The organism is Streptomyces sp. rh34 (assembly GCF_002551245.1).
Lineage (GTDB): Bacteria > Actinomycetota > Actinomycetes > Streptomycetales > Streptomycetaceae > Streptomyces.
Window position 1 is genome coordinate 1 of sequence record NZ_NTGZ01000033.1, and the last position, 18,802, is coordinate 18,802.

At 71.7% G+C, this 18,802-nt stretch carries 13 protein-coding genes and 3 pseudogenes; 4 read left to right on the forward strand and 12 right to left on the reverse strand.

All coding sequences use genetic code 11. From position 1 onward, the window contains the following. Positions 1-2,440: pseudogene (locus CR470_RS09565) on the forward strand (ATPase); the annotation flags it as partial. 31 nt (positions 2,441-2,471) lie between these two features. On the opposite strand, the pseudogene CR470_RS09570 reads toward CR470_RS09565, so the two are convergent. The 5 genes and pseudogenes from CR470_RS09570 to CR470_RS09590 all read right to left on the reverse strand — a co-directional run. Next, positions 2,472-2,921 (reverse strand): annotated as a pseudogene (locus CR470_RS09570) (MerR family transcriptional regulator); the annotation flags it as partial. Positions 2,922-3,051: 130 nt separating this feature from the next. Beyond that, positions 3,052-3,909 (reverse strand): ABC transporter permease, encoded by an 858-nt coding sequence (locus tag CR470_RS09575; RefSeq protein ID WP_097867140.1) that lies wholly within the window; start codon positions 3,907-3,909, stop codon positions 3,052-3,054. After that, positions 3,906-4,877: an ATP-binding cassette domain-containing protein gene (locus CR470_RS09580; RefSeq protein WP_097867141.1), complete on the reverse strand. Its 972-nt coding sequence runs from the start codon at positions 4,875-4,877 to the stop codon at positions 3,906-3,908. The genes CR470_RS09575 and CR470_RS09580 overlap by 4 nt, the downstream gene beginning before the upstream one ends. A gap of 58 nt (positions 4,878-4,935) precedes the next feature. Beyond that, positions 4,936-5,544, reverse strand: a complete 609-nt coding sequence (locus tag CR470_RS09585) for an NADPH-dependent FMN reductase (protein ID WP_097867142.1) — start codon at positions 5,542-5,544, stop codon at positions 4,936-4,938. A 212-nt stretch (positions 5,545-5,756) separates the two neighbouring features. Next, positions 5,757-6,164: a hypothetical protein gene (locus CR470_RS09590; protein WP_097867143.1), complete on the reverse strand. Its 408-nt coding sequence runs from the start codon at positions 6,162-6,164 to the stop codon at positions 5,757-5,759. 132 nt (positions 6,165-6,296) lie between these two features. On the opposite strand from CR470_RS09590, the gene CR470_RS09595 reads away from it, so the two are divergent. Next, positions 6,297-7,226 carry a hypothetical protein gene (locus CR470_RS09595; RefSeq protein WP_097867144.1) on the forward strand — a complete coding sequence of 310 codons (930 nt, stop codon included), beginning with the start codon at positions 6,297-6,299 and terminating at the stop codon, positions 7,224-7,226. A gap of 107 nt (positions 7,227-7,333) precedes the next feature. Here the strand turns inward: CR470_RS09595 and CR470_RS09600 are convergent, their stop codons facing one another. Further along, positions 7,334-7,735 (reverse strand): RNA-binding S4 domain-containing protein, encoded by a 402-nt coding sequence (locus tag CR470_RS09600; RefSeq protein ID WP_097867145.1) that lies wholly within the window; start codon positions 7,733-7,735, stop codon positions 7,334-7,336. A gap of 63 nt (positions 7,736-7,798) precedes the next feature. Next, positions 7,799-9,868 (reverse strand): PhoX family protein, encoded by a 2,070-nt coding sequence (locus tag CR470_RS09605; RefSeq protein WP_097867146.1) that lies wholly within the window; start codon positions 9,866-9,868, stop codon positions 7,799-7,801. Positions 9,869-10,161: 293 nt separating this feature from the next. Here CR470_RS09605 and CR470_RS09610 point away from each other — a divergent pair, with 293 nt between their 5' ends. Then, positions 10,162-11,733 (forward strand): VWA domain-containing protein, encoded by a 1,572-nt coding sequence (locus CR470_RS09610; RefSeq protein WP_097867171.1) that lies wholly within the window; start codon positions 10,162-10,164, stop codon positions 11,731-11,733. Here the strand turns inward: CR470_RS09610 and CR470_RS09615 are convergent. Next, a complete protein-coding gene (locus CR470_RS09615; protein WP_097867147.1) occupies positions 11,667-12,986 on the reverse strand; it encodes a sensor histidine kinase in 1,320 nt (439 codons plus the stop codon). The two genes, CR470_RS09610 and CR470_RS09615, sit on opposite strands and share 67 nt — an antisense overlap. Next, complete coding sequence (locus tag CR470_RS09620; protein ID WP_218923758.1) at positions 12,983-13,636, reverse strand: response regulator transcription factor; 654 nt, start codon at positions 13,634-13,636, stop codon at positions 12,983-12,985. Before CR470_RS09620 ends, CR470_RS09615 begins: the two co-directional genes overlap by 4 nt. A gap of 181 nt (positions 13,637-13,817) precedes the next feature. Here CR470_RS09620 and metG point away from each other — a divergent pair, with 181 nt between their 5' ends. Further along, positions 13,818-15,431, forward strand: a complete 1,614-nt coding sequence (gene metG, locus CR470_RS09625; protein WP_097867149.1) for a methionine--tRNA ligase — start codon at positions 13,818-13,820, stop codon at positions 15,429-15,431. 73 nt (positions 15,432-15,504) lie between these two features. On the opposite strand, the pseudogene CR470_RS41280 reads toward metG, so the two are convergent. The 3 genes and pseudogenes from CR470_RS41280 to aspS all read right to left on the reverse strand — a co-directional run. Further along, a pseudogene (locus tag CR470_RS41280) lies at positions 15,505-15,621 on the reverse strand (Uma2 family endonuclease); the annotation flags it as partial. A gap of 202 nt (positions 15,622-15,823) precedes the next feature. Continuing rightward, complete coding sequence (locus CR470_RS09630; protein ID WP_097867150.1) at positions 15,824-16,615, reverse strand: L,D-transpeptidase family protein; 792 nt, start codon at positions 16,613-16,615, stop codon at positions 15,824-15,826. Between the two features lie 270 nt (positions 16,616-16,885). Continuing rightward, positions 16,886-18,685, reverse strand: a complete 1,800-nt coding sequence (aspS, locus tag CR470_RS09635; RefSeq protein ID WP_097867151.1) for an aspartate--tRNA ligase — start codon at positions 18,683-18,685, stop codon at positions 16,886-16,888. Positions 18,686-18,802: the final 117 nt, after the last annotated feature.

The following is an 18,802-nucleotide window of genomic DNA, read 5'->3' on the forward strand; positions in this document are numbered from 1 at the left end:
AGATGTGTATAAGAGACAGGTGCGGCCCGGCGCCCTCGCCCGGCACGCCCACCTCGCCGGCGGTGCGCTGGACCGCGACCGCCGGATCGACCTGCTGCTGGCTGCCGCCCGGGACGCCGCGGCCCGCCTGGCCGACGAGGAGGCCGTCGGCCACTACCGGCGCGCACTCGCGGTGGCCTCCGGCGAGTCGAGTGAGTCGGGTGTGTCGGGTGAGCCAGGAGGCCGGGAGGAATCCGCGGGGCCGAAGGGGCCAGGAGGAGTCCCGGCATGCGGGCCGGGAGCGGCACACGGGACGGTAGCGGCGGATGGGACGGGAGCGGCCCGGCGTGCCGCGCTGATCGGTCTCGACCTCTCCGGACAGCTCCGGCACGCGGGGGAGACGGCCGAGGCGCAGCGTCTGCTGGACCGGTCGGTCGCCCTGGCCCGGGAGCTGGACGAACCGGAGCTGCTGGCCCGGGTGGCGATCACCCTCCACCGCGACCGTTCCCTGGGCGGCCACGACGTGCCCACGATGGGGCTCCTCGCCGAGGCCCACCGCAGGCTCACCGGCAAGGAGGGCCAGGAAAGCCTCTCCGACGACCGGCTCGCCCAGGAGCTGGCCATCCACATCATGGCGCTGGCCCGGAGCGGCTCGGACGACGAGGCGCTCGCCTTCTCGCTCTGGGCACGCCACGACTCCGTGTGGGGCCTCGGATCGGCGGTGGAGCGGCTCGGGCTGACCGACGAGATGACCGTCGTCGGCCGGCGCTCCCAGAACCAGGACATGGAGCTGCACGCGACGTCCATGCGCTGGGTGGCGCTGCTGGAGCTGGGCGACCCGGCCTTCATCGACCAGTTCCGGGCGTTCGTCCGGCTCGCCGAGCTGACCGGGCTGCCCCGGTTCGCCCTGGGAGTCGCCGTGGACACCAGTCTGATCGCCTCCCTTCAGGGCCGGTTCGCCGAGGCGTCCACCGCGCTGGAGGACGAAGCACTCGACCCCGAGAGCGATGAGCACGTGGCCTTCGGCTTCATGGGGCATCACCTGCGCTGGGCGTTGCATCTGCTCCAGGGACACTTCGCCGAGGCCGAGGAGGTCCTCGGCGCGCTTCCGGGCGCCGGGTACCCCTATCCCGGACTGCTGGAGGCGGTCACCGCCGTGGAGCAGGGCGACGCCACGCCCGCGCTGCGCCTGATCGCCGAACAGGCGGACCGCCCCGCCCCCTACCCTCGGGCGTTCATGCCGCTGTGGCTCCGGCTGCTGGCCCAGACGGCCGCGCTCACGGGCGACCCACGGCTCATCACCCGCGCGGAGGACGAGCTGACGCCCTACACGGGCCAGTGGATCGTCTCGCTGTACGGGTGCGACATCGGCGGCCCCGTCGACCTCTGGCTCGGCATGCTCGCCGCCGCCCGCGACGACCAGGACGCGGCGGTGGCGGCGCTCACCGAGGCCGCCGCCTCCTCGGACCGCCTCGGCGCCCGCCCCTGGGCCGTACGCGCCCGGCTGTGCCTGGCCCGTTCCCTGATCGCCCGCGCCGACGCGGCCGATGACGGGGCGGCCCGCGCTGGGGCGGACCGTGCCGGGAGCGCCGATGCCGGTGACGCCGGGCAGGCCCGTCGGCTGCTCGGTGAAGTGGAGCGGGAGGCGGGTGAGTTGGCCCTGGCCCACGTGGAGACCGAGGCCGCAGCCCTCCGCGCGGCCCCGCCCATCACCGCCGCCCCTGCCACTACCGCGAGCGACGCCCCCGCCGCCCCTCGCCCCGCCTCCGGTCCCTCCGTCTCGCGGGCCCGGGGCCCGGTCGCGGCTCCGGACCGGGGCACGTCTCCCGACCGGGGCACGGCAGGCGCAGCGGCCTGGTCGTCGGCGGCGGCAGAGACAGCTGCCGGGTCATCGGCAGGGCCCCGGGCCGTGCCGTCCGCCGAGTTCCGGCGGAACGGGCCGGTGTGGCAACTGCGTTGGGACGGGGTGACCGTGCACGTCCCGGACGCCAAGGGCCTGCGGGACCTGCACAGCCTGCTGGGGCAGCCCGGCGCCGACGTCCCGGCCGTCCGGCTCCTCGCACCCGAGGGCGGGGACCTCGTCGTCGCCGCCGGGCAGCTCGGCGGCGATCCGGTGCTCGACGAGGAGGCCAAGCGCCGCTACAAGGAACACCTGGCCCGGCTGGACGCCGAGATCGACCGGGCCGCCGCCCTGGACGACGCCCGGGGTGTCGAGACGTACGACCGGGAGCGGCAGGCCCTCCTCGACCAGCTCCGCACCGCGGCCGGGCTCGGCGGCCGGACCCGCCGGCTGGGCGACCAGACCGAGCGGGCCCGCAAGACGGTCACTGCCCGGATCCGCGACACCCTGCGCAAGCTGGACACCCTGCACCCCGCACTGGCGGCCCACCTGAAGGCCTCCGTGACGACCGGGACCACCTGCGCCTACCGCCCCGAACACTCCCCCGACTGGCGGCTCTGACCCGCCCCCTCGCCCCGGGAACACCCGCCCCTGCCACGGCCACCGGGGCGGGCCGCGCTTCCCCGAACAGCGCTTTCAGCAGCAGTGCACGCCCCGGGTGAAAAGCGGGCTCCTCCCGGCTCAGCGAACCGTCGTCGATCATCGACTGGACCAGGCTGTGGTCATGGGTGATCCGGAACAGCTCCCCGCCCCGCAGCGGAGGCCCGCGAGTCCCCCAGGTGCACGAGCCCGCGCACCACCCGGCCGATCCGGCTCAGGGGCATGCCGATCCTGCGCAGCCACGTCACAAGCCGGGCCCCCTCCCCTGTGCCGGGTCGTAGTACCGGTAGCCGTTCACCGGGTCGACCAGGGCGGGCCGGAGCAGGCCCAGCTCGTCGTAGCGCCGGAGCGCCTTGGCGGAGAGCCGGGACAACCGGGCGAACTCGCCGATCGTCACCAGCTCTCCGCTCGCGGCGTCCACCGCGCGGCCTTCGCGTTCCACCCCGTACCTCCTCGTACCGGGCGCCTTCCGCCCGGCCCCACCGATGCTGGGGCTTCCCCTGCGGGGAAGGTCAAGGATGCACGGCGGATACGTCCGCGGCCCCCGCGCGGGCAGGCAGGCCCGCCGCAGGTCACTTCCGGTTGTAGAGCCGCATCGTCACCGCGCCGAAGACCACCATGAGCACCCCGGCCCAGCCCAGCGTCCAGGCGATGTCGGAGGCCGGCCAGTTGCCCGCCATCAACTCACGCACCGCCGTGGCGAGGTGGGTGACCGGGCTGTTGTTCACGAAGGCCTGAAGCCAGCCCGGCATCGTCTTCGGGTCGACGAAGACATTGCTGAGGAACGTCAGCGGGAAGATCACCATCATGCTGACGCCCATCACCGACTTCTCGGAGCGCAGCAGCAGCCCGAACATCGTCCAGATCCAGGAGAACGCGAACGAGAACAGGACCAGCAGAGCGACACCGGCCAGCACGCCGAGCACACCGCCGCCCGGACGGAAACCGATGATCATGCCGATGGCGAGCATCACCACCGAAGCCAGCAGATACCGCAGAACGTCGCCGAGCAGATAGCCGACCATCGGAGCGGGCCGCCAGATCGGCAGCGTGCGGAACCGGTCGAAGACGCCCTTGGCGATGTCCGTGTTCACCGCGATGCCCGTGTACATCGTGATCATCACGACGCTCATCACCATGATGCCGGGCAGCAGGAACTGGATGTACTCCTCCGTGGAGCCGGCCAGCGCCCCTCCGAAGAGGTACGTGTACATCAGGACCAGCATGATCGGGAAAGCCGTCACATCGAAGAGCTGTTCCGGCACATGCTTGATCTTCAGCATGGCGCGCCAGCCGAAGGTCATCGATGCCGACAGGGCACTGGGCCTCGGCGGGCGCTCCCGGCCCACCAGGAGCGCCGAGAGGCGTTCCTTGTCCGGCGCGGCGAGCGCGACGCCCTCCAGCTCCGTCTTGGCGGTCGCGGTGCTCATGCCGCCACTCCCTTCTTGTCCGTGAGTGCGAGGAAGACCTCGTCGAGGCTGGGCTGTCCCAGCGAGAAGTTGTCGACCGTGATGCCGCAGCGGGCCAGCTCGGCCAGGGCCCGTCCGGCCTGCTCCGCGGCCCCCTGCTCGGTGCTCTGCCCGTCGACCCGGGCGGTCAGCGCCACCGGGTCCGCGTCCAGCTGGACCTCCACGTCCAGCGCGAGCGCCAGCACCCGCTGTGCCTCGGCCCGCTGACCGCCGTCCCGGAGCCGCAGATGGACGGTGCCGGCCCCGACGGAGGCCTTGAGCTCGCCCTTGGTTCCCTCGGCGATGACCTTGCCGTGGTCGATCACCGCGATACGGGAGGCCAGCTGGTCGGCCTCGTCCAGATACTGGGTGGTCAGCAGCACCGTGGTGCCGTGGGCGACGACCGCCCGCACGATGTCCCACACCTGGTTGCGGCTGCGGGGGTCGAGTCCGGTGGTCGGCTCGTCCAGGAACAGCACGTCCGGGGTGTTCAGGATGGACGCGGCGATGTCGATGCGCCGCCGCATGCCTCCCGAGTAGTTCTTCACCTGCTTGCCCGCCGCCTCGCTCAGCCCGAACCCTTCGAGCAGCTCGGCCGCCCGGTCGCGGGCCGCAGGCTTGGAGTGCCCGAGCAGCCGGCCGAGCAGGACGAGGTTCTCCACCCCGGTCAGGTCCTCGTCCACCGAGGCATACTGCCCGGTCAGACTGACCCGGCTGCGTACCGCGTCGGCGTCCTTCACGACGTCCTTGCCGAACACCCTGGCCGTGCCGCCGTCGGGGCGCAGCAGGGTCGCGAGCATACGGACGGCGGTGGTCTTCCCGGCGCCGTTGGGCCCGAGGACGCCGTAGACGGTGCCGGTGGGGACAGCGAGGTCGATGCCGTCCACCGCACGGTTGTCGCCGAAGACCTTCACCAGCCCCGTGGTCTCGATGGCCAGTTCAGTGCTCATGATCCATTCCTTGTGGGTCGTCGGTGGGAGTGTGCGATCTGCTTCGGATGCCGGGAGCTCATGAGACGTACGGGCGGACGGCGCGTGCCTCGCGCAGGGCCCAGCCCCACCAGCCGAGCTGGTCGAGCATCAGACCCACGGACCGGTCCCGGCCGGTGTCGCCGGAGTGGCCCTCCAGCGGCTGCCGGAGGAAATCGAGCGCGACCCCGTTCCTCAGGGTCACCGTGTGCAGCTCGGTGAAGACCGAACGCAGCTGCTCCACGGCGTACAGCCCGGCGGAACCGTGCCCGTAACTCACGAAGGCGACCGGCTTGGTCTGCCACTCCTCGTAGGCGAAGTCGATGGCCTGCTTCAGGGAGGCGGGGAACGAGCGGTTGTACTCCGGGGTGACCACGACGAAGGCCTCGGCCCTGGCGATCTCCTCGGTGAACTCCGTCATCTGCCCGGTCGCCCGTCCCGGATAGTGCACGGGGAAGTCGTAATCGGCGAGATCCAGCACGGCGAGGTCCAGCTCGCTCCGGTGCTGGGCCCGCTCCACGAACCAGCGGCCGACCGCGTCGCCGATGCGGCCCTCGCGGGTGCTGCCGATGATCACCGCGACACGCAGGGGAAGGATGCTTCCCGCGTCCGCGTCCCGGCCCCCGCCGGCGCTCTCGTCCGTCGTCATCGCTCGCTCCTCCTCCCGCGACCTCCGCCGCCTCCCGGGCCTCCCGGGACCTCTCGTCCGGCCCCGGCCGTTCCGCTCCCTCACCTCTGGGGCGCCAGACGCGGGGACGCGGCCGCCAGATTGAATCTGGCGGCCGCGGACGCGGTCGGAGACGCCGGGAACCCGATGTCCGGAGCCGGCCCCGGAAGCCGGCCCGGGACATCGGGCGGGCTTCAGGCCTCCCGCGTGTAGAAGACGTAGAACGAGACGCAGAGAACGCCCGCCCCGACCACCAGCCCCAGAACGGTCGACCTCAGCACGCTGGTGTCGGTGAGACTCACCAGGAAGCCGATGGCGCACGCGGTCAGCGCGCCGTACACGGCTGCCCGCAGCTCGCGCGGCAGCGAGCGCTGGATCCGGCCCACCGCGAAGCAGAGAACCGCCAGAGCGGCACCGGAGACGAGCCCGAGCAGGACCTGCCCGCCGGTGCTGGGGCCGCCGTCGCGACGGATGAACGCCGCGTAGAACCCGTAGACCACGCCGAGCACCAGGGGCAGTGCCCAGGCGAGCGGGGTGTGATGGCGGGTCCGCGCATGGGCGCGGGAACCGCTTCGGCCGGGCATGGCTGCGTGTGTGGCCATCGCGGACAGCTCCTTCCGTCGCCCCCGTCGCACGCTCCCCGTTCCTCCAGAGCACACCCGACCGCGCCGCCCGGCAACTCGAATGGCGTACGGCCCGGAGCGGCCCGGCCCCGTACGGGATTCCCTGGAGGAGTGCGGACACCCTCGGCGACCTCGGCGACCTCGGTGACCACGGCGGCCTTCTCGGCGGTCCTGCTCGTTCTGCTCGCCGTCCTCGTGCCGTTGAGCGCGCTCTCCGCCTGGGTCGACCTGGAGATCGACGACACCGACCGGTACGTCGCCGCCGTGTCGCCGCTCTCCTCCGACCCGGCGGTGCGGAGCACTGTCGCGGACCTGGTCACCGAGGAGGCGATGCGACAGATCGATCTCGGCCCGCTCCAGGACACGGTCCGGGAGTTCCTGCACGAGACCGTGCGGTCGTTCACCGCCACCGAGGCCTTCCGGAACGCGTGGGACACCGCGAACCGGTCCGCCCACAAAGCGGTGGCAGCCGCCCTGGACGGCGACAGCGGGGAGGCCGTGACAATCGATCTGGCGCCGGTGATCGACCAGGTCAAACAGGACCTGGTGCGCGACGGAGTGCCGTTCGCGGACCAGATCCCGGTCGAGCGGACGGAGATCACCGTACTCGGCCCCGGTCAGGCCGACGAGCTCAGGAGCTCGTTCCGGTGGCTGCGCTACTGCAGCATCTGGCCGGCCGTCGCCACCCTGGTGTTCCTCGTCCTGGTGGTCGGGATCGCAACCGTACGGCGCGGGCTGCGGGCCGGGCTGTGGGCCACCGCGACCGTAGGAGCCGGGTTTGTGCTCGGCGCGATCGTGCTCCGGGTGCTGGTCGCGGTCGGCCGCAGCCGGGTGCTGGAGGAGACGCCGGACAGCGACCGGGACACGGCCGCCGCGGTGGTCGACGCCCTGACCGCCTCGCTGCGGACCACGGTGTGGACGGTGCTGGCGGTCGGTGCGGTCCTGCTCGTGGGGGCGGTGCTGGCCCGGGTGCTCCTGCGGGGCGGGCGGTCCGCGGCCGGCGGCCGCCCCGCCGACGAGGTGGAGGGGTATCAGAGCTGACCACAGCCCCCAGGACGGACCGGAGGCTCCCCGCTCGGTGTTTCACGTGAAACACCGAGCGGGGAGCGGCACATCCGGGAGCCGCACGACCGGGCCGCGCCGTGGCCTCAGCTCTCCGGTGGGCGCCCCTGAAGACGTTCCATCTCCCGGCGGTCGCGCTTGGTCGGACGACCCGCGCCCCGGTCCCGTACCGGGACCTGGATCGCGAGCTCGCGGGGCGGCGGGGGCGGGCTGTTGTCGACGAAGCACTCCACGGCCACCGGCGGGCCGACCCGCTTCTTCACGATCTTCGAGACGACGACCACCCGGTCCCGCCCCGCGTGCCGGAGCCGCACCTCGTCGCCGACGCGTAGGGCCTGCGCGGGCTTGGCCCGCTCGCCGCCGACCTTCACATGTCCGGCCCGGCAGGCGGCGGCCGCCTGGGCACGGGTCTTCGTCAGCCGGACCGACCAGATCCACACGTCGACCCGGACGCTTCCCTCCGCCTGCGGCGCGTCACCGGAAACCATGCCCTCGACTCTAGTGCGGACCGGGCCGCGGGCGGGAGGCATCAAGCCCCCGCCCGCCGGACCTCACACGCCGATGTCGCGCCCGTCCTTCCGCCAGACGGCGACGACGGAGGGGCGGACGATCTTGCCCGGGCCGTCGGGCCAGATGCTCGCCGGCTTCTCCACGGAGGCCCCGTCGATCTCGCCCGGGTGCTGGACCGCGACCAGGACGCGACGGTCCTGGATGACGGGGCCGCAGGTCTCGGCCCCGGCCGGGACGGTCAGGAACTGCTTCAGCTCGCCACGCCGGTCACCCTGCGTCGCCACGCCGAACAGGCCGTCGTGCGAGTCGAGCTTGTTGCCGTCCGTGGAGATCCACAGGTTGCCGTGGTCGTCGAACGCCACGTTGTCCGGGCAGGAGATGGGGCTGACGTTCTCCTTGGGGAAACCGGCGAAGTACGTGGACGGGTCGTCCGGGTCGCCCGCCACGAGGAACAGGCGCCAGGCGAATCCGTCACTCGTCGGGTCGTCCCAGTTCTCCGCCAGCTCCAGGATCTGCCCGTGCTTGTTGTTGTTGCGCGGGTTGGCCTCGTCCGCACCGGCCTTGCCCGCCTTGCCGCGGTCCGTGTTGTTGGTGAGCGCCACGTACACCCGGCCGGTGCGCGGCGAGGGCTCGACGTCCTCGGGGCGGTCCATCTTGGTCGCGCCGACCTTGTCACCGGCGAGCCGCGTGTACACGTACACCTCGTCGGCGGTCATGCCGGGCACATGCGAAGTGGTGCCGGTGGCCAACGGGATCCAGACGCCGCTGCCGTCGAACTCCCCGTCGTCGGGCAGCTTTCCGGTGCCGTCGATCTCGGTGACCGGTGAGTCGCCGGTCAGCTTGGCGACGTACAGGGTGCCCTCGTCCAGCAGCGTCAGGTTGTGCTCGCGGGCGGCCCGCGAGTTGCCCTTCTGCATCCGCTTGCTGGAGACGAACTTGTAGAGGTAGTCGAACTTCTCGTCGTCGCCCATGTAGACGACCGGGCGCCCGTCGGAGGTGAGCCGGGGCTCTGCCGCCTCGTGCTTGAACCGGCCCAGCGCGGTCCGCTTGCGCGGGGTGGAGTCCGGGTCGTACGGGTCGAGTTCGACGACCCAGCCGAAGCGGTTGGCCTCGTTGGGCTCCTGCGCCAGGTCGAACCGCCGGTCGAACTGCTCCCACTTGCGCTCGGTGCCGCCGGTGCCGATCCCGTACCGCTTGTGCATGTCGGTGTTGCCGTGGGCGAAGTACTGGTTGAAGTTCTCCTCGCCGTGCAGCGTGGTGCCCCACGGAGTGGTGCCGCCCGCGCAGTTGTTGAGGGTGCCGAGCACCTTGCGGCCGGTTCGGTCGGCGGACGTGCGCAGCAGGGCGCTCCCCGCGGCCGGGCCCGTCATGCGGAACTCGCTGGTCGCGGTCAGACGGCGGTTCAGCGGGTGCCGGTTGACCGGCCCGAGCTTGCCGGTGCGGTGCTCCTCCTGGACGACGACCACGGAGAGTCCGTGCGCCGCCCAGGCGATCTCCACCTGCTCACGGGTCGGGTTGGCCGGATCGTAACCGCGGAACATGAGGATCTCGTCCGTGTACTCATGGTTCGCGACCATGACCTGCCGGCCGCGCTCGCCGCGCAGCGGGAGCAGGGAGAGGAAGTCGTTGTTGTAGCCGAACTGGCCGGCCTGGGCCTTCGCCGTCTGCTTGTCCGGGTCGAAGGCGGGCGCGCCGCGCAGGATCGGCTCGCCCCAGCGGATCACCACGTTCTGGGCGTACCCGTCGGGGATGGTGACCTTGTCGTCCTTGTTGGGCGCGACCGGCGAGAACCGCAGGCCACGCGCACCGGACGGGGCCGGTTTGTGGGGGTGGCCGGGCTTGTGCCCGTGCCCGGCGAGCGCGGCGGCTTCGGCCTGCGGGGCGCTCGGGCCGGTCAGCGCCGCGGTACCGGCGGCGGTGGCGACGGTGACCACGGCGGCGGCGCGCATCATCGAGCGGCGCGACACGGCACCGGCGATGATGTCGCCGGCGTACTCGTTGTCGCTGTTGTTGGGCGTCTCCTTGAAGCAGGCGTCCCCGCAGCGGAAGCGGCAGGTCAGCGCGGAACGCCCACCCGGATGCGAGCTGATGAACGGCAGCAGATTGCGCACGTGGATTCCCTCCGTCTGGTGTCGTGCGTGACGGTATGTGTGCCTCCACGCGGTCCGAGGGACTCCCGGTGAACGGCGGGTGAAGTCCGGGACACCGCTGTTCCCTTGGGTGTCGGTGGTGGACGCCGTCGCGGACTCGGTCCGGGAACGGTTTCGGCTCGGTTGACGCAGGGGTGGGCCGCACCGGCGAACGGCCGGATCCGGCCGCTAACCTTACGTATCCGTCCTGGCCAGGGAGGAATTCACCCAGGTCGGACATTCACCGCACCCAACTCATGCGAAAGGCCTCGCCCATGGGCATTCGGAGCTTGCTGCGTAAGGTGTTCGGCCGCACGGAGCAGGACGAGCCGACCACGGCCACCGTCCCGCCCCAGGCCGAGCGCACTCAGCCCAAGGAGCCGGAGCCGGAGACCACTTCGGCGGCCGAGCCCGCGACGGAGGCGAAGGCGTCGATCCCGGCCCCGGCCTCGCCCTCGTCCCCCGCCTCGTCCCCTGCCTCGTCCGCCGCGGAGACGCCCTCCGCCGCGTCCACGGCTTCCCCCGCCTCCGACTCCACGGAGCGTGACGACTCGCGGGCCGCCGACCTCGTGGCGGAGGCTTTCGACAAGGCGGCCGCCGCGCCAACGCCGCCGACCGTCCCCGCGCAGAAGTCGGCCCCGGAGGACGCTCCGAAGGCGGAGAAGCCCCAGGAGCCGGTGACCGCCGAGGAAGCCGCCCAGCCCGAGGAGCCGGTGGCTCCCGTCGAGCCCGTCGAGCCCAAGAAGCCGGTGGCAGCCGAGGAGCCCGCCAAGGCCGAGGAGCCCGAGCCGACGCCGGAGCCGATCACGATCGACCTCGACCTCGACGAGACCCCGGAGCCCGCACCGGAGCCGAAGGCCGAGCCGGAACCGGAGCCGGCAGCGGAAGCCGCCCCCGAAGCAGCGGAGATCGCGGCCCCTGAGGCCGCCCCCGAAGCACCTCAGGCCACCACCGAGGCACCCGAGGCGCCCCAGGAGGCAGCCAAGGCCTCAGCGGCACCGGCACCGGCAGCCGCAGAGACGCCGGAGACCGCAGAGGCGCCGTCCGCCGCGGAGACCCCGGCGGCCCCTGCCGCACCGGAGCCCGTCGCCGCCGCGTCGGAGCCGGCCGTCACCGCACCCGACCCTGTCGTCACCGCACCGGAGGCCGCCCCCGGCAAGCCCGCCACCGCGCTCGCGCGGGTCAAGTCGCGTGCTCCGCAGCTCGTCGCCCCGTACAAGGCGGCGCAGACAGCGCTCAAGGAGCACGGGCTGACCGGACTCCGCGCCCGCGTCTACCTGGTGCTCGACCGCTCCGGCTCGATGCGGCCGTTCTACAAGGACGGCAGCGCCCAGCACCTGGGCGACCGGACGCTCGCGCTCGCCGCGCACCTGGACGAGGACGCCACCGTGCAGGTCGTCTTCTTCTCGACGGAGATCGACGGCACCGGCGCCATCGAGCTCTCCGGCCACGAGGGGCGCGTCGACGAGCTGCACGCGGGCCTCGGCCGACTGGGCCGGACGCACTACGAACGTGCGGTCGAGGAGATCGTCGCGCACTACGAGAAGACGAAGGCCACCGGTCCGGCTCTCGTGATCTTCCAGACGGACGGCCCGCCGGACGCCAAGCAGGCCGCCCGGCAGGCCCTCACGGACGCGGCGCGGCTGCCGCTGTTCTTCCAGTTCGTCGCCTTCGGCGAGCAGGACGCGAAGGGCTTCGACTTCCTGCGGAAGCTCGACGCCCCGAACACCGGCTTCTTCCACGCCGGACCGGCGCCCCGCGAGATCGCGGACGCCGACCTCTACCGCGAGATCCTCGCCGGGCTGCCGGCCTGGACCGCCGCGCGCCCGGCCGGCCCCGAGGCCTGATCGACCGGCAGCCGTACGGTCACGGCGAGACCGCCGCCCTCCGGGCCCGGTATCGCCGTGACCGTTCCGCCGTGGGCCACCGCGATCGACCGGACGATCGACAGCCCGAGGCCCGACCCCGGGCCCATCCGGTCCCGGCCCTCGCCCCGCCGGAACGGCTCGAAGAACCCCGCGATATCGGCCTCGGAGACCACCGGTCCGGTGTTGCGCACCAGCAGCGCCCCCTCCCCGGTCAGCAAGACCTCCACCGAGCCGCCCGGCACGTTGTACGTGACCGCGTTGGCCAGCAGGTTCGCCACCAGCTGGGCGAGCAGCAGCCGGTTGCCGCGCACGGAACAGGCGGCCACCGCGACGTTCACGGCCGGTCCGCCGCCCGGCCCCCGGCCGCCCCCCGGACCGCCTCCGTCCGCTCCCCGGCCCTCCGGACCGCCGCCCGCGCCCCGTACCGCCGGACGGCGGGCCGCCTCCTCCCTGACCACGTGGTCGAGACGCACCGCCTCGCGCTCGTCCGCGGCCAGCCCCCGTTCGCTGCGGGCCAGCACGAGCAGCCCCTCGATGAGCCGCTCGCTGCGCCGGTTGGTGTCCAGCAGGGTCTGCCGGGTGGTCACGAGGTCCTCGGGGGACGGATCGTCCAGGCCGATCTGGATCGCGGCGCGCTGGGTGGCCAGCGGGGTTCTCAGCTCGTGCGAGGCGTTCGCGATGAATCTCTGCTGGCTGTCGAACGCCTTCTCCAGCCGGGCCAGCAGGGCGTCCAGCGTCTCGCCCAGTTCCTTGAGCTCGTCGTCGGGGCCGGTGGGCGCCATGCGCTCGTGGAGGGTGTGCGCGGAGAGCCGGCGGGCCTTCTCGGTCATGTCGTGGATGGGGCGCAGCACCCGCCCGGCGGTCCACCAGCCCACCGCGACCGCGCAGCCCGTCATCACGAGCAGAGCGGCGGCCGACCAGTACAGGAGCTGTTGCCCCGCCGCGTTGCTGACGTTGTCGGTGAGGTCGTAGACGGTGGGCGGCCCCAGGTGCCGGCGGGAGATCAGCGGACCGTTCACCGCGTAGCCCGGCTGGGCGACCGCGGCGGACGAGGCGATGGAGCGCGCCTCGGTCTCCGTACCGGCGCGGGAGGCCAGGTTGACGGTGGCCAGCAGGGCGGTGCCGAGCACCAGGAAGACACCGCCGTACACGAGGGCGATCCGGGTCCTGATCGTCGAGTGCGGCAGCTTCGAGGCGTCCACCAGCCGCCGCAGCGGGGACGGCCGCCTCACAGGGCGTACCCGACGCCCTGCACGGTGCGGATCAGCGCGGGCTCGCCGAGCTTGGCGCGGAGCTTGCTCATACAGACGCGCACGGCCCCGGTGAACGGATCGGCGTTGGCGTCCCAGGCCCTCTCCAGCAGCTCTTCCGCGCTGACCGTGCCGCCGTCGGCCTCCAGGAGCAGTTGCAGCACGGTGAACTCCTTCGGCGAGAGGTCCAGATCCCGGCCGTCGCGGGCCGCTGAGCGGCGTACGGTGTCGAGCCGGATGCCGTGCCGCTCCAGCTGGGGCGGCACGGGTCTGGCGCTGCGCCGGCGCAGGGCACGTACCCGGGAGACCAGCTCGGGGAACTCGAACGGCTTGGCCACGTAGTCGTCGGCCCCCAGATCGAGCCCGGCGACCCGCTCCTCCATGGTGCCGGAGGCGGTGAGCATCAGGATCCGGGTGCGGGAGCCGGAGGCGACCAGCCGGCGGGCCACGTCGTCGCCGTGCACCCGGGGGAGGTCGCGGTCGAGCACGACGACGTCGTAGTCGTACAGGCCGAGGTAGGCGAGGGCCGCGTCCCCGCTGTACACCGTGTCGACCGCGAAGCCGGCCCGGCGCAGTCCGGTGGCGACCAGTTCCGCGAGGATCTCCTCGTCCTCGGCGACCAGTACCCGCATGGTGGTGTCCCCTGCCTCGTGCACGCTTGTCCGCTCCCTCCCAGGATGCGACTTTCCTACGGGAACCATTACGGGAACGGATGTTTCGCAAAGCTCTCCACCGGAGGCCGCTGCTCCGCCCGTACGGGGGTCGCGTTTATCGATGTGAGTGGATCTTGATCTGGCCGTTAGGATTTCGACCATGGCGGCCACTGGATCCGAGAAGCAGGGGGCGAAGGCGTACTACGTCTCGACCCCCATCTACTACGTCAACGACGCTCCTCACCTGGGCCACGCCTACACGACCGTCGCAGGCGACGTGCTCACGCGCTGGCATCGCCAGCGCGGCGAGAAGGTGTGGTACCTCACCGGCACGGACGAGCACGGTCAGAAGATCATGCGCACGGCCGAGGCGAACGACGTCACTCCGCAGGCCTGGTGCGACAAGCTCGTCGAGGAGGCGTGGAAGCCCCTCTGGGAGCACCTCAACATCGCCAACGACGACTTCATCCGGACGACGGAGAAGCGGCACACCGACCGTGTGCAGGAGTTCGTGCAGGACCTGTACGACAAGGGTGAGATCTACAAGGGCGGGTACGAGGGCCCTTACTGCGTGGGGTGCGAGGAGTACAAGCTCCCCGGCGATCTGATCGACGGCGAGGGCGAGTTCGCCGGGCAGAAGCTCTGCCCGATCCACAAGAAGCCGGTGGAGCTCCTCAAGGAGGAGAACTACTTCTTCAAGCTGAGCGAGTACGGCCCGAAGCTGCTGGAGTTCTACGCGGCGAACCCCGGCTTCATCCAGCCCGAGTCGGCGCGCAACGAGGTCGTGAACTTCGTCGAGCAGGGTCTCCAGGACCTGTCGATCTCGCGCTCGACGTTCGACTGGGGCGTCCCGGTGCCGTGGGACGACAAGCACGTCATCTACGTGTGGGTCGACGCGCTGCTCAACTACGCGACGGCCGTGGGCTACGGCGCGAACCAGGAGAAGTTCGACGGTACGTTCCCGGCGAACGTGCACCTGATCGGCAAGGACATCCTCCGCTTCCACTCGGTGATCTGGCCCGCGATGCTGATGGCGCAGGGCCTGCCGCTGCCCGGCAAGGTCGTCGCCAACGGCTGGCTGATGGTCGGCGGCGAGAAGATGTCCAAGTCCAACCTGACCGGCATCAAGCCGCAGGACCTGACCTCGCACTTCGGCGTGGACGCGTACCGCTGGTACTTCCTGCGGGCCATCGCGTACGGCAGCGACGGGTCGTTCTCCTGGGAGGACTTCACCGCCCGCTACACCTCCGAGCTGGCCAACGACTACGGCAACCTCGCCTCGCGGGTCGCGGCGATGGTCGGCAAGTACTTCGGCGGTGCGCTGCCGGAGGCGACGGCCGCGGGTGACGCCGAGCGGGCGGTTCGGGAAGGCCTGGCGAAGGCCGTGGCGACCGCCGACCGGAAGATCGGTGAGGAGCTGGACTTCCAGTCCGGCATCCTGGCGGTCTTCGACTTCGTGAAGCAGGTCAACGGCTACATCACGGAGCAGGAGCCGTGGAAGGTGGCCAAGGACAGCAGCCCGGAGGGCCAGGCCCGCCTGGCGTCCATTCTGTACACGGCCGCCGAGTCCCTGCGCGGGGTCGCGGTCCTGCTGAACCCGGTGATGCCGGAGACCTCGCAGAAGCTCTGGGAGTCCCTGGGCGCCGAGGAGTCCCTGGGCGCGCTGGCCGACCAGCGGGTCCAGGACGCCGGCACCTGGGGCGTGCTGCCCGCGGGCGCGACGGTGACGAAGGGCGCGGTGCTGTTCCCGCGCCTGGAGGAGAAGCCGGCGTAACGCCTCCCGTACGTACGCGAGGAGCCCGGGACCGTGAACAGCGGTCCCGGGCTCCTCGCGTTCCGGCTCCGGGTCAGCGCACCCAGCTCTTGAGTGGCTCGGTGTCCAGCTCGATCCCGACCGGGTCGGGGAGGGTGACGGTCTTGCCGTACGGCACGGTGACGACCTGCTCGTAGCGCACACCGTCGGGCCCCGTTCACGAACTCCGGTCGCAGTGCCTCCTCAGCACGTATGGCGCTGCGGGCCAGTTCCTCGAAGACGTCCTGCCTCAGGACGCGGTCCTCGGCCACGCTCACCACGACCTCCTCCTGTACCGGGCCACCGGGTCACTCGCACCGGGAACGTCTTCAGCGGACGGGCCAGGGGCTCTGCCCGTACGCCCGATCAGCGCCTCACCGCCCCAGCCTCTCCGCGTCCCCCATCACGATCACCGGCTTCCTGGCCGGGTCCAGCGTGCGCAGCAGCTCCTCCATACGCGCCTCCGGGATGGAGACGCAGCCCTGGGTGGGGCCGCCGTGGTCGACGTGGATCCAGATGCCGCCGCCGCGTTCGAGGCCGAGGGGGCGGGTGCGGTCCAGGGGGCTGACTCCCTCCGTGCGGTTGTAGTTGATCGCGACGACGTAGTCGAAGGAGCCCTCCAGCGGCTCTCCGAAGAAGCCCTCGCCGTCCACCGCGAACCGGGGGTGCTCGTCGTACGGCAGAAGCGCTCCCGGGTCGGGGAGCCGGCCGCCCGCGTCGGTGAGCGGATAGACGCCCGTGGGGGACCTCAGGTCGCCCGCCACATGGTGGTCGGTCCAGCCCTCCATGCCGTTGTGCGCCGGCCAGGGTCCCGCGACCGGCTGCCAGCCCTTCGCCGGGCTCTCGCGGCTGTACAGGACGGCGCTCGACTGGTTGGAGTCGGCCGCCTCGCCGGTCACGACGAACACCTGCCGGGTCTCGGCGGGGATCCGGGCCAGGGTCTCCGGTCCCAGGCCGGGGATCTCGACGGGGCTCGGCGTGGGCTCCGGGCTGGGCGACGCCCGGCGTACGGAGGCGCCGCCCGACTCCGGGCCCGCGGCGCCCAGCCCCGGAACTCCTCCGGGAGCCTTCGCGGGAGCGGCGCCCAAGGAGCAGCCGGTGAGCAGCAGGGCCAGGACGAGGAGCGGTGCGGCGAGCAGGGCGGGCGGGCGGCGCGGGACGGACACGGTGGCGGACTCCTCGGGTGGCGGCGGACGGCGCGACGCGACAAGGCGGGGTGCGAGAGGGGTGTCTCGGTGCCAGTCCTTGCCGGGCCCGGCCCGGCCGAACCCGATCCGGGGCCATCCGGCTGTACCGCGTAGCCCTGACCGCGTAGCCCCGCTGCTCACCGGCTTTCCGCCGCGTGCGACGAAACAGCCCCCGATCGAGTGACCGGGGGCTGTTTCACGTGAAACATCCGCAGAGCGGGAGGAGCCGCGAGGGCCGCTTCTCCGGACCTACTTCTCCGTGGGCTTCTCCGACGCGCCCGCGCCCTTCGCGGCGACCGGCTTGCGCAGCTGGATGTTCAGCTCGCGCAGGCGGCTCTCGTCCAGCTCGGTCGGAGCGCCCATCATCAGGTCCTGGGCGTTGCCGTTGAGCGGGAAGGCGATCGTCTCGCGGATGTTGGGCTCGTCGGCCAGCAGCATCACGATGCGGTCGACGCCCGGGGCGATGCCACCGTGCGGCGGGGCACCGAGACGGAACGCGCGGAGCATGCCCGCGAACTCGTGCTCGACGGTCTCGCGGTCGTAACCGGCGATCTCGAAGGCCTTGAGCATCAGCTCGGGCTCGTGGTTACGGATGGCGCCCGAGGACAGCTCGATGCCGTTGCAGACGATGTCGTACTGCCAGGCGAGGATGTCCAGCGGGTCCTTCTCCTCCAGGTCGGCGAGGCCGCCCTGGGGCATCGAGAAGGGGTTGTGCGAGAAGTCGACCTTCCCGGTCTCCTCGTCCTTCTCGTACATCGGGAAGTCGACGATCCAGCAGAACCGGAAGACGCCCTCCTCGAAGTGGCCGGCGCGCTTGGCGGCCTCGACCCGGACCGCCGACATGATCTTGGAGACCTCGTCGAACTCGCCCGCGCCGAAGAAGACGGCGTGGCCCGGGACCAACGAGAGGCGCTCGGTGAGCGTCTTGACGTCGGTCTCGGTGAGGAACTTGGCGATCGGTCCGGCCAGCGCCCCGTCCTCACCCACGCGCACCCAGGCCAGGCCCTTGGCGCCGTGCTCGACGGCGTACTCGCCGAGGCCGTCGAAGAACTTCCGGGACTGGCCCGCGGTGTCCGGGACCGGCAGCGCGCGGACGTGCTTGCCGGCGAACGCCTTGAACCCGGAGTCGGCGAAGACGTCCGAGATGTCGACGAGCTCCAGCTTGGCGCGCAGGTCCGGCTTGTCGTTGCCGTACTTCAGCATCGACTCGCGGAACGGGATGCGCGGGAACGGCGAGGTGACCTCACGGCCGTTGCCGAACTCGGTGAAGAGCTCGGTCATCAGCTTCTCGATCGGCTGGAAGACGTCCTCCTGCTCGACGAAGGACATCTCGACGTCGAGCTGGTAGAACTCGCCCGGGGAGCGGTCCGCGCGGGCGTCCTCGTCGCGGAAGCAGGGCGCGATCTGGAAGTAGCGGTCGAAGCCCGAGATCATCAGCAGCTGCTTGAACTGCTGCGGGGCCTGCGGCAGCGCGTAGAACTTGCCGGGGTTCAGCCGGGACGGGACGACGAAGTCACGGGCGCCCTCGGGGGAGGTCGCGGTGAGGATCGGGGTCGCCATCTCGTTGAAGCCGAGGGCCACCATCTTGGAGCGGATGGAGGCGATCACGGCCGAGCGCAGCATGATGTTGCGGTGCATGCGCTCCCGGCGCAGGTCGAGGAAGCGGTACTCCAGGCGCCGCTCCTCGTTGACGCCGTCCTCGGTGTTGATCGTGAAGGGCAGCGGGCCGGCCTCGCCGAGCACCTCGACCTCGGTGACCTCGATCTCGATCTCGCCGGTCGGCAGCTCCGGGTTGACGTTGTCGGCGCCGCGCGCGGAGACCTTGCCGTCGATCCGGACGACGGTCTCCTTGGTGAGCTTCGCCAGGGCCTCGTTGCCGGGGGTATCGGGGCGGGCGACGAGCTGCACCAGACCGTAGTGGTCGCGCAGATCGATGAAGAGGATGCCACCCAGGTCTCGGCGATTGTGCAGCCAGCCGCTCAGCCGGACGTCGGTGCCGACGTCAGAGGCGCGGAGCTCGCCGCAGGTGTGGGACCTGTACCGATGCATCGTCGTTCATCCAGTCTTCGCGGTTCGGGGGTGCCCGGCGGATCAGGGCCCCTAAGGGTGGATCGAGCGTCCCCAGGCTACCGCCCGGGGACGTGACGCTTCATTTCCGATGACGCA

Excerpts from the sequence above, each read along its gene's own strand:
- CR470_RS09575 (WP_097867140.1), bottom strand. The coding sequence starts at position 3,909 with ATGAGCACCGCGACCGCCAAGACGGAGCTGGAGGGCGTCGCGCTCGCC.
- CR470_RS09580 (WP_097867141.1), bottom strand. The coding sequence starts at position 4,877 with ATGAGCACTGAACTGGCCATCGAGACCACGGGGCTGGTGAAGGTCTTC.
- CR470_RS09585 (WP_097867142.1), bottom strand. The coding sequence starts at position 5,544 with ATGACGACGGACGAGAGCGCCGGCGGGGGCCGGGACGCGGACGCGGGA.
- CR470_RS09590 (WP_097867143.1), bottom strand. The coding sequence starts at position 6,164 with ATGGCCACACACGCAGCCATGCCCGGCCGAAGCGGTTCCCGCGCCCAT.
- CR470_RS09600 (WP_097867145.1), bottom strand. The coding sequence starts at position 7,735 with ATGGTTTCCGGTGACGCGCCGCAGGCGGAGGGAAGCGTCCGGGTCGAC.
- CR470_RS09610 (WP_097867171.1), top strand. The coding sequence starts at position 10,162 with ATGGGCATTCGGAGCTTGCTGCGTAAGGTGTTCGGCCGCACGGAGCAG.
- CR470_RS09620 (WP_218923758.1), bottom strand. The coding sequence starts at position 13,636 with ATGCGGGTACTGGTCGCCGAGGACGAGGAGATCCTCGCGGAACTGGTC.
- metG (WP_097867149.1), top strand. The coding sequence starts at position 13,818 with ATGGCGGCCACTGGATCCGAGAAGCAGGGGGCGAAGGCGTACTACGTC.
- aspS (WP_097867151.1), bottom strand. The coding sequence starts at position 18,685 with ATGCATCGGTACAGGTCCCACACCTGCGGCGAGCTCCGCGCCTCTGAC.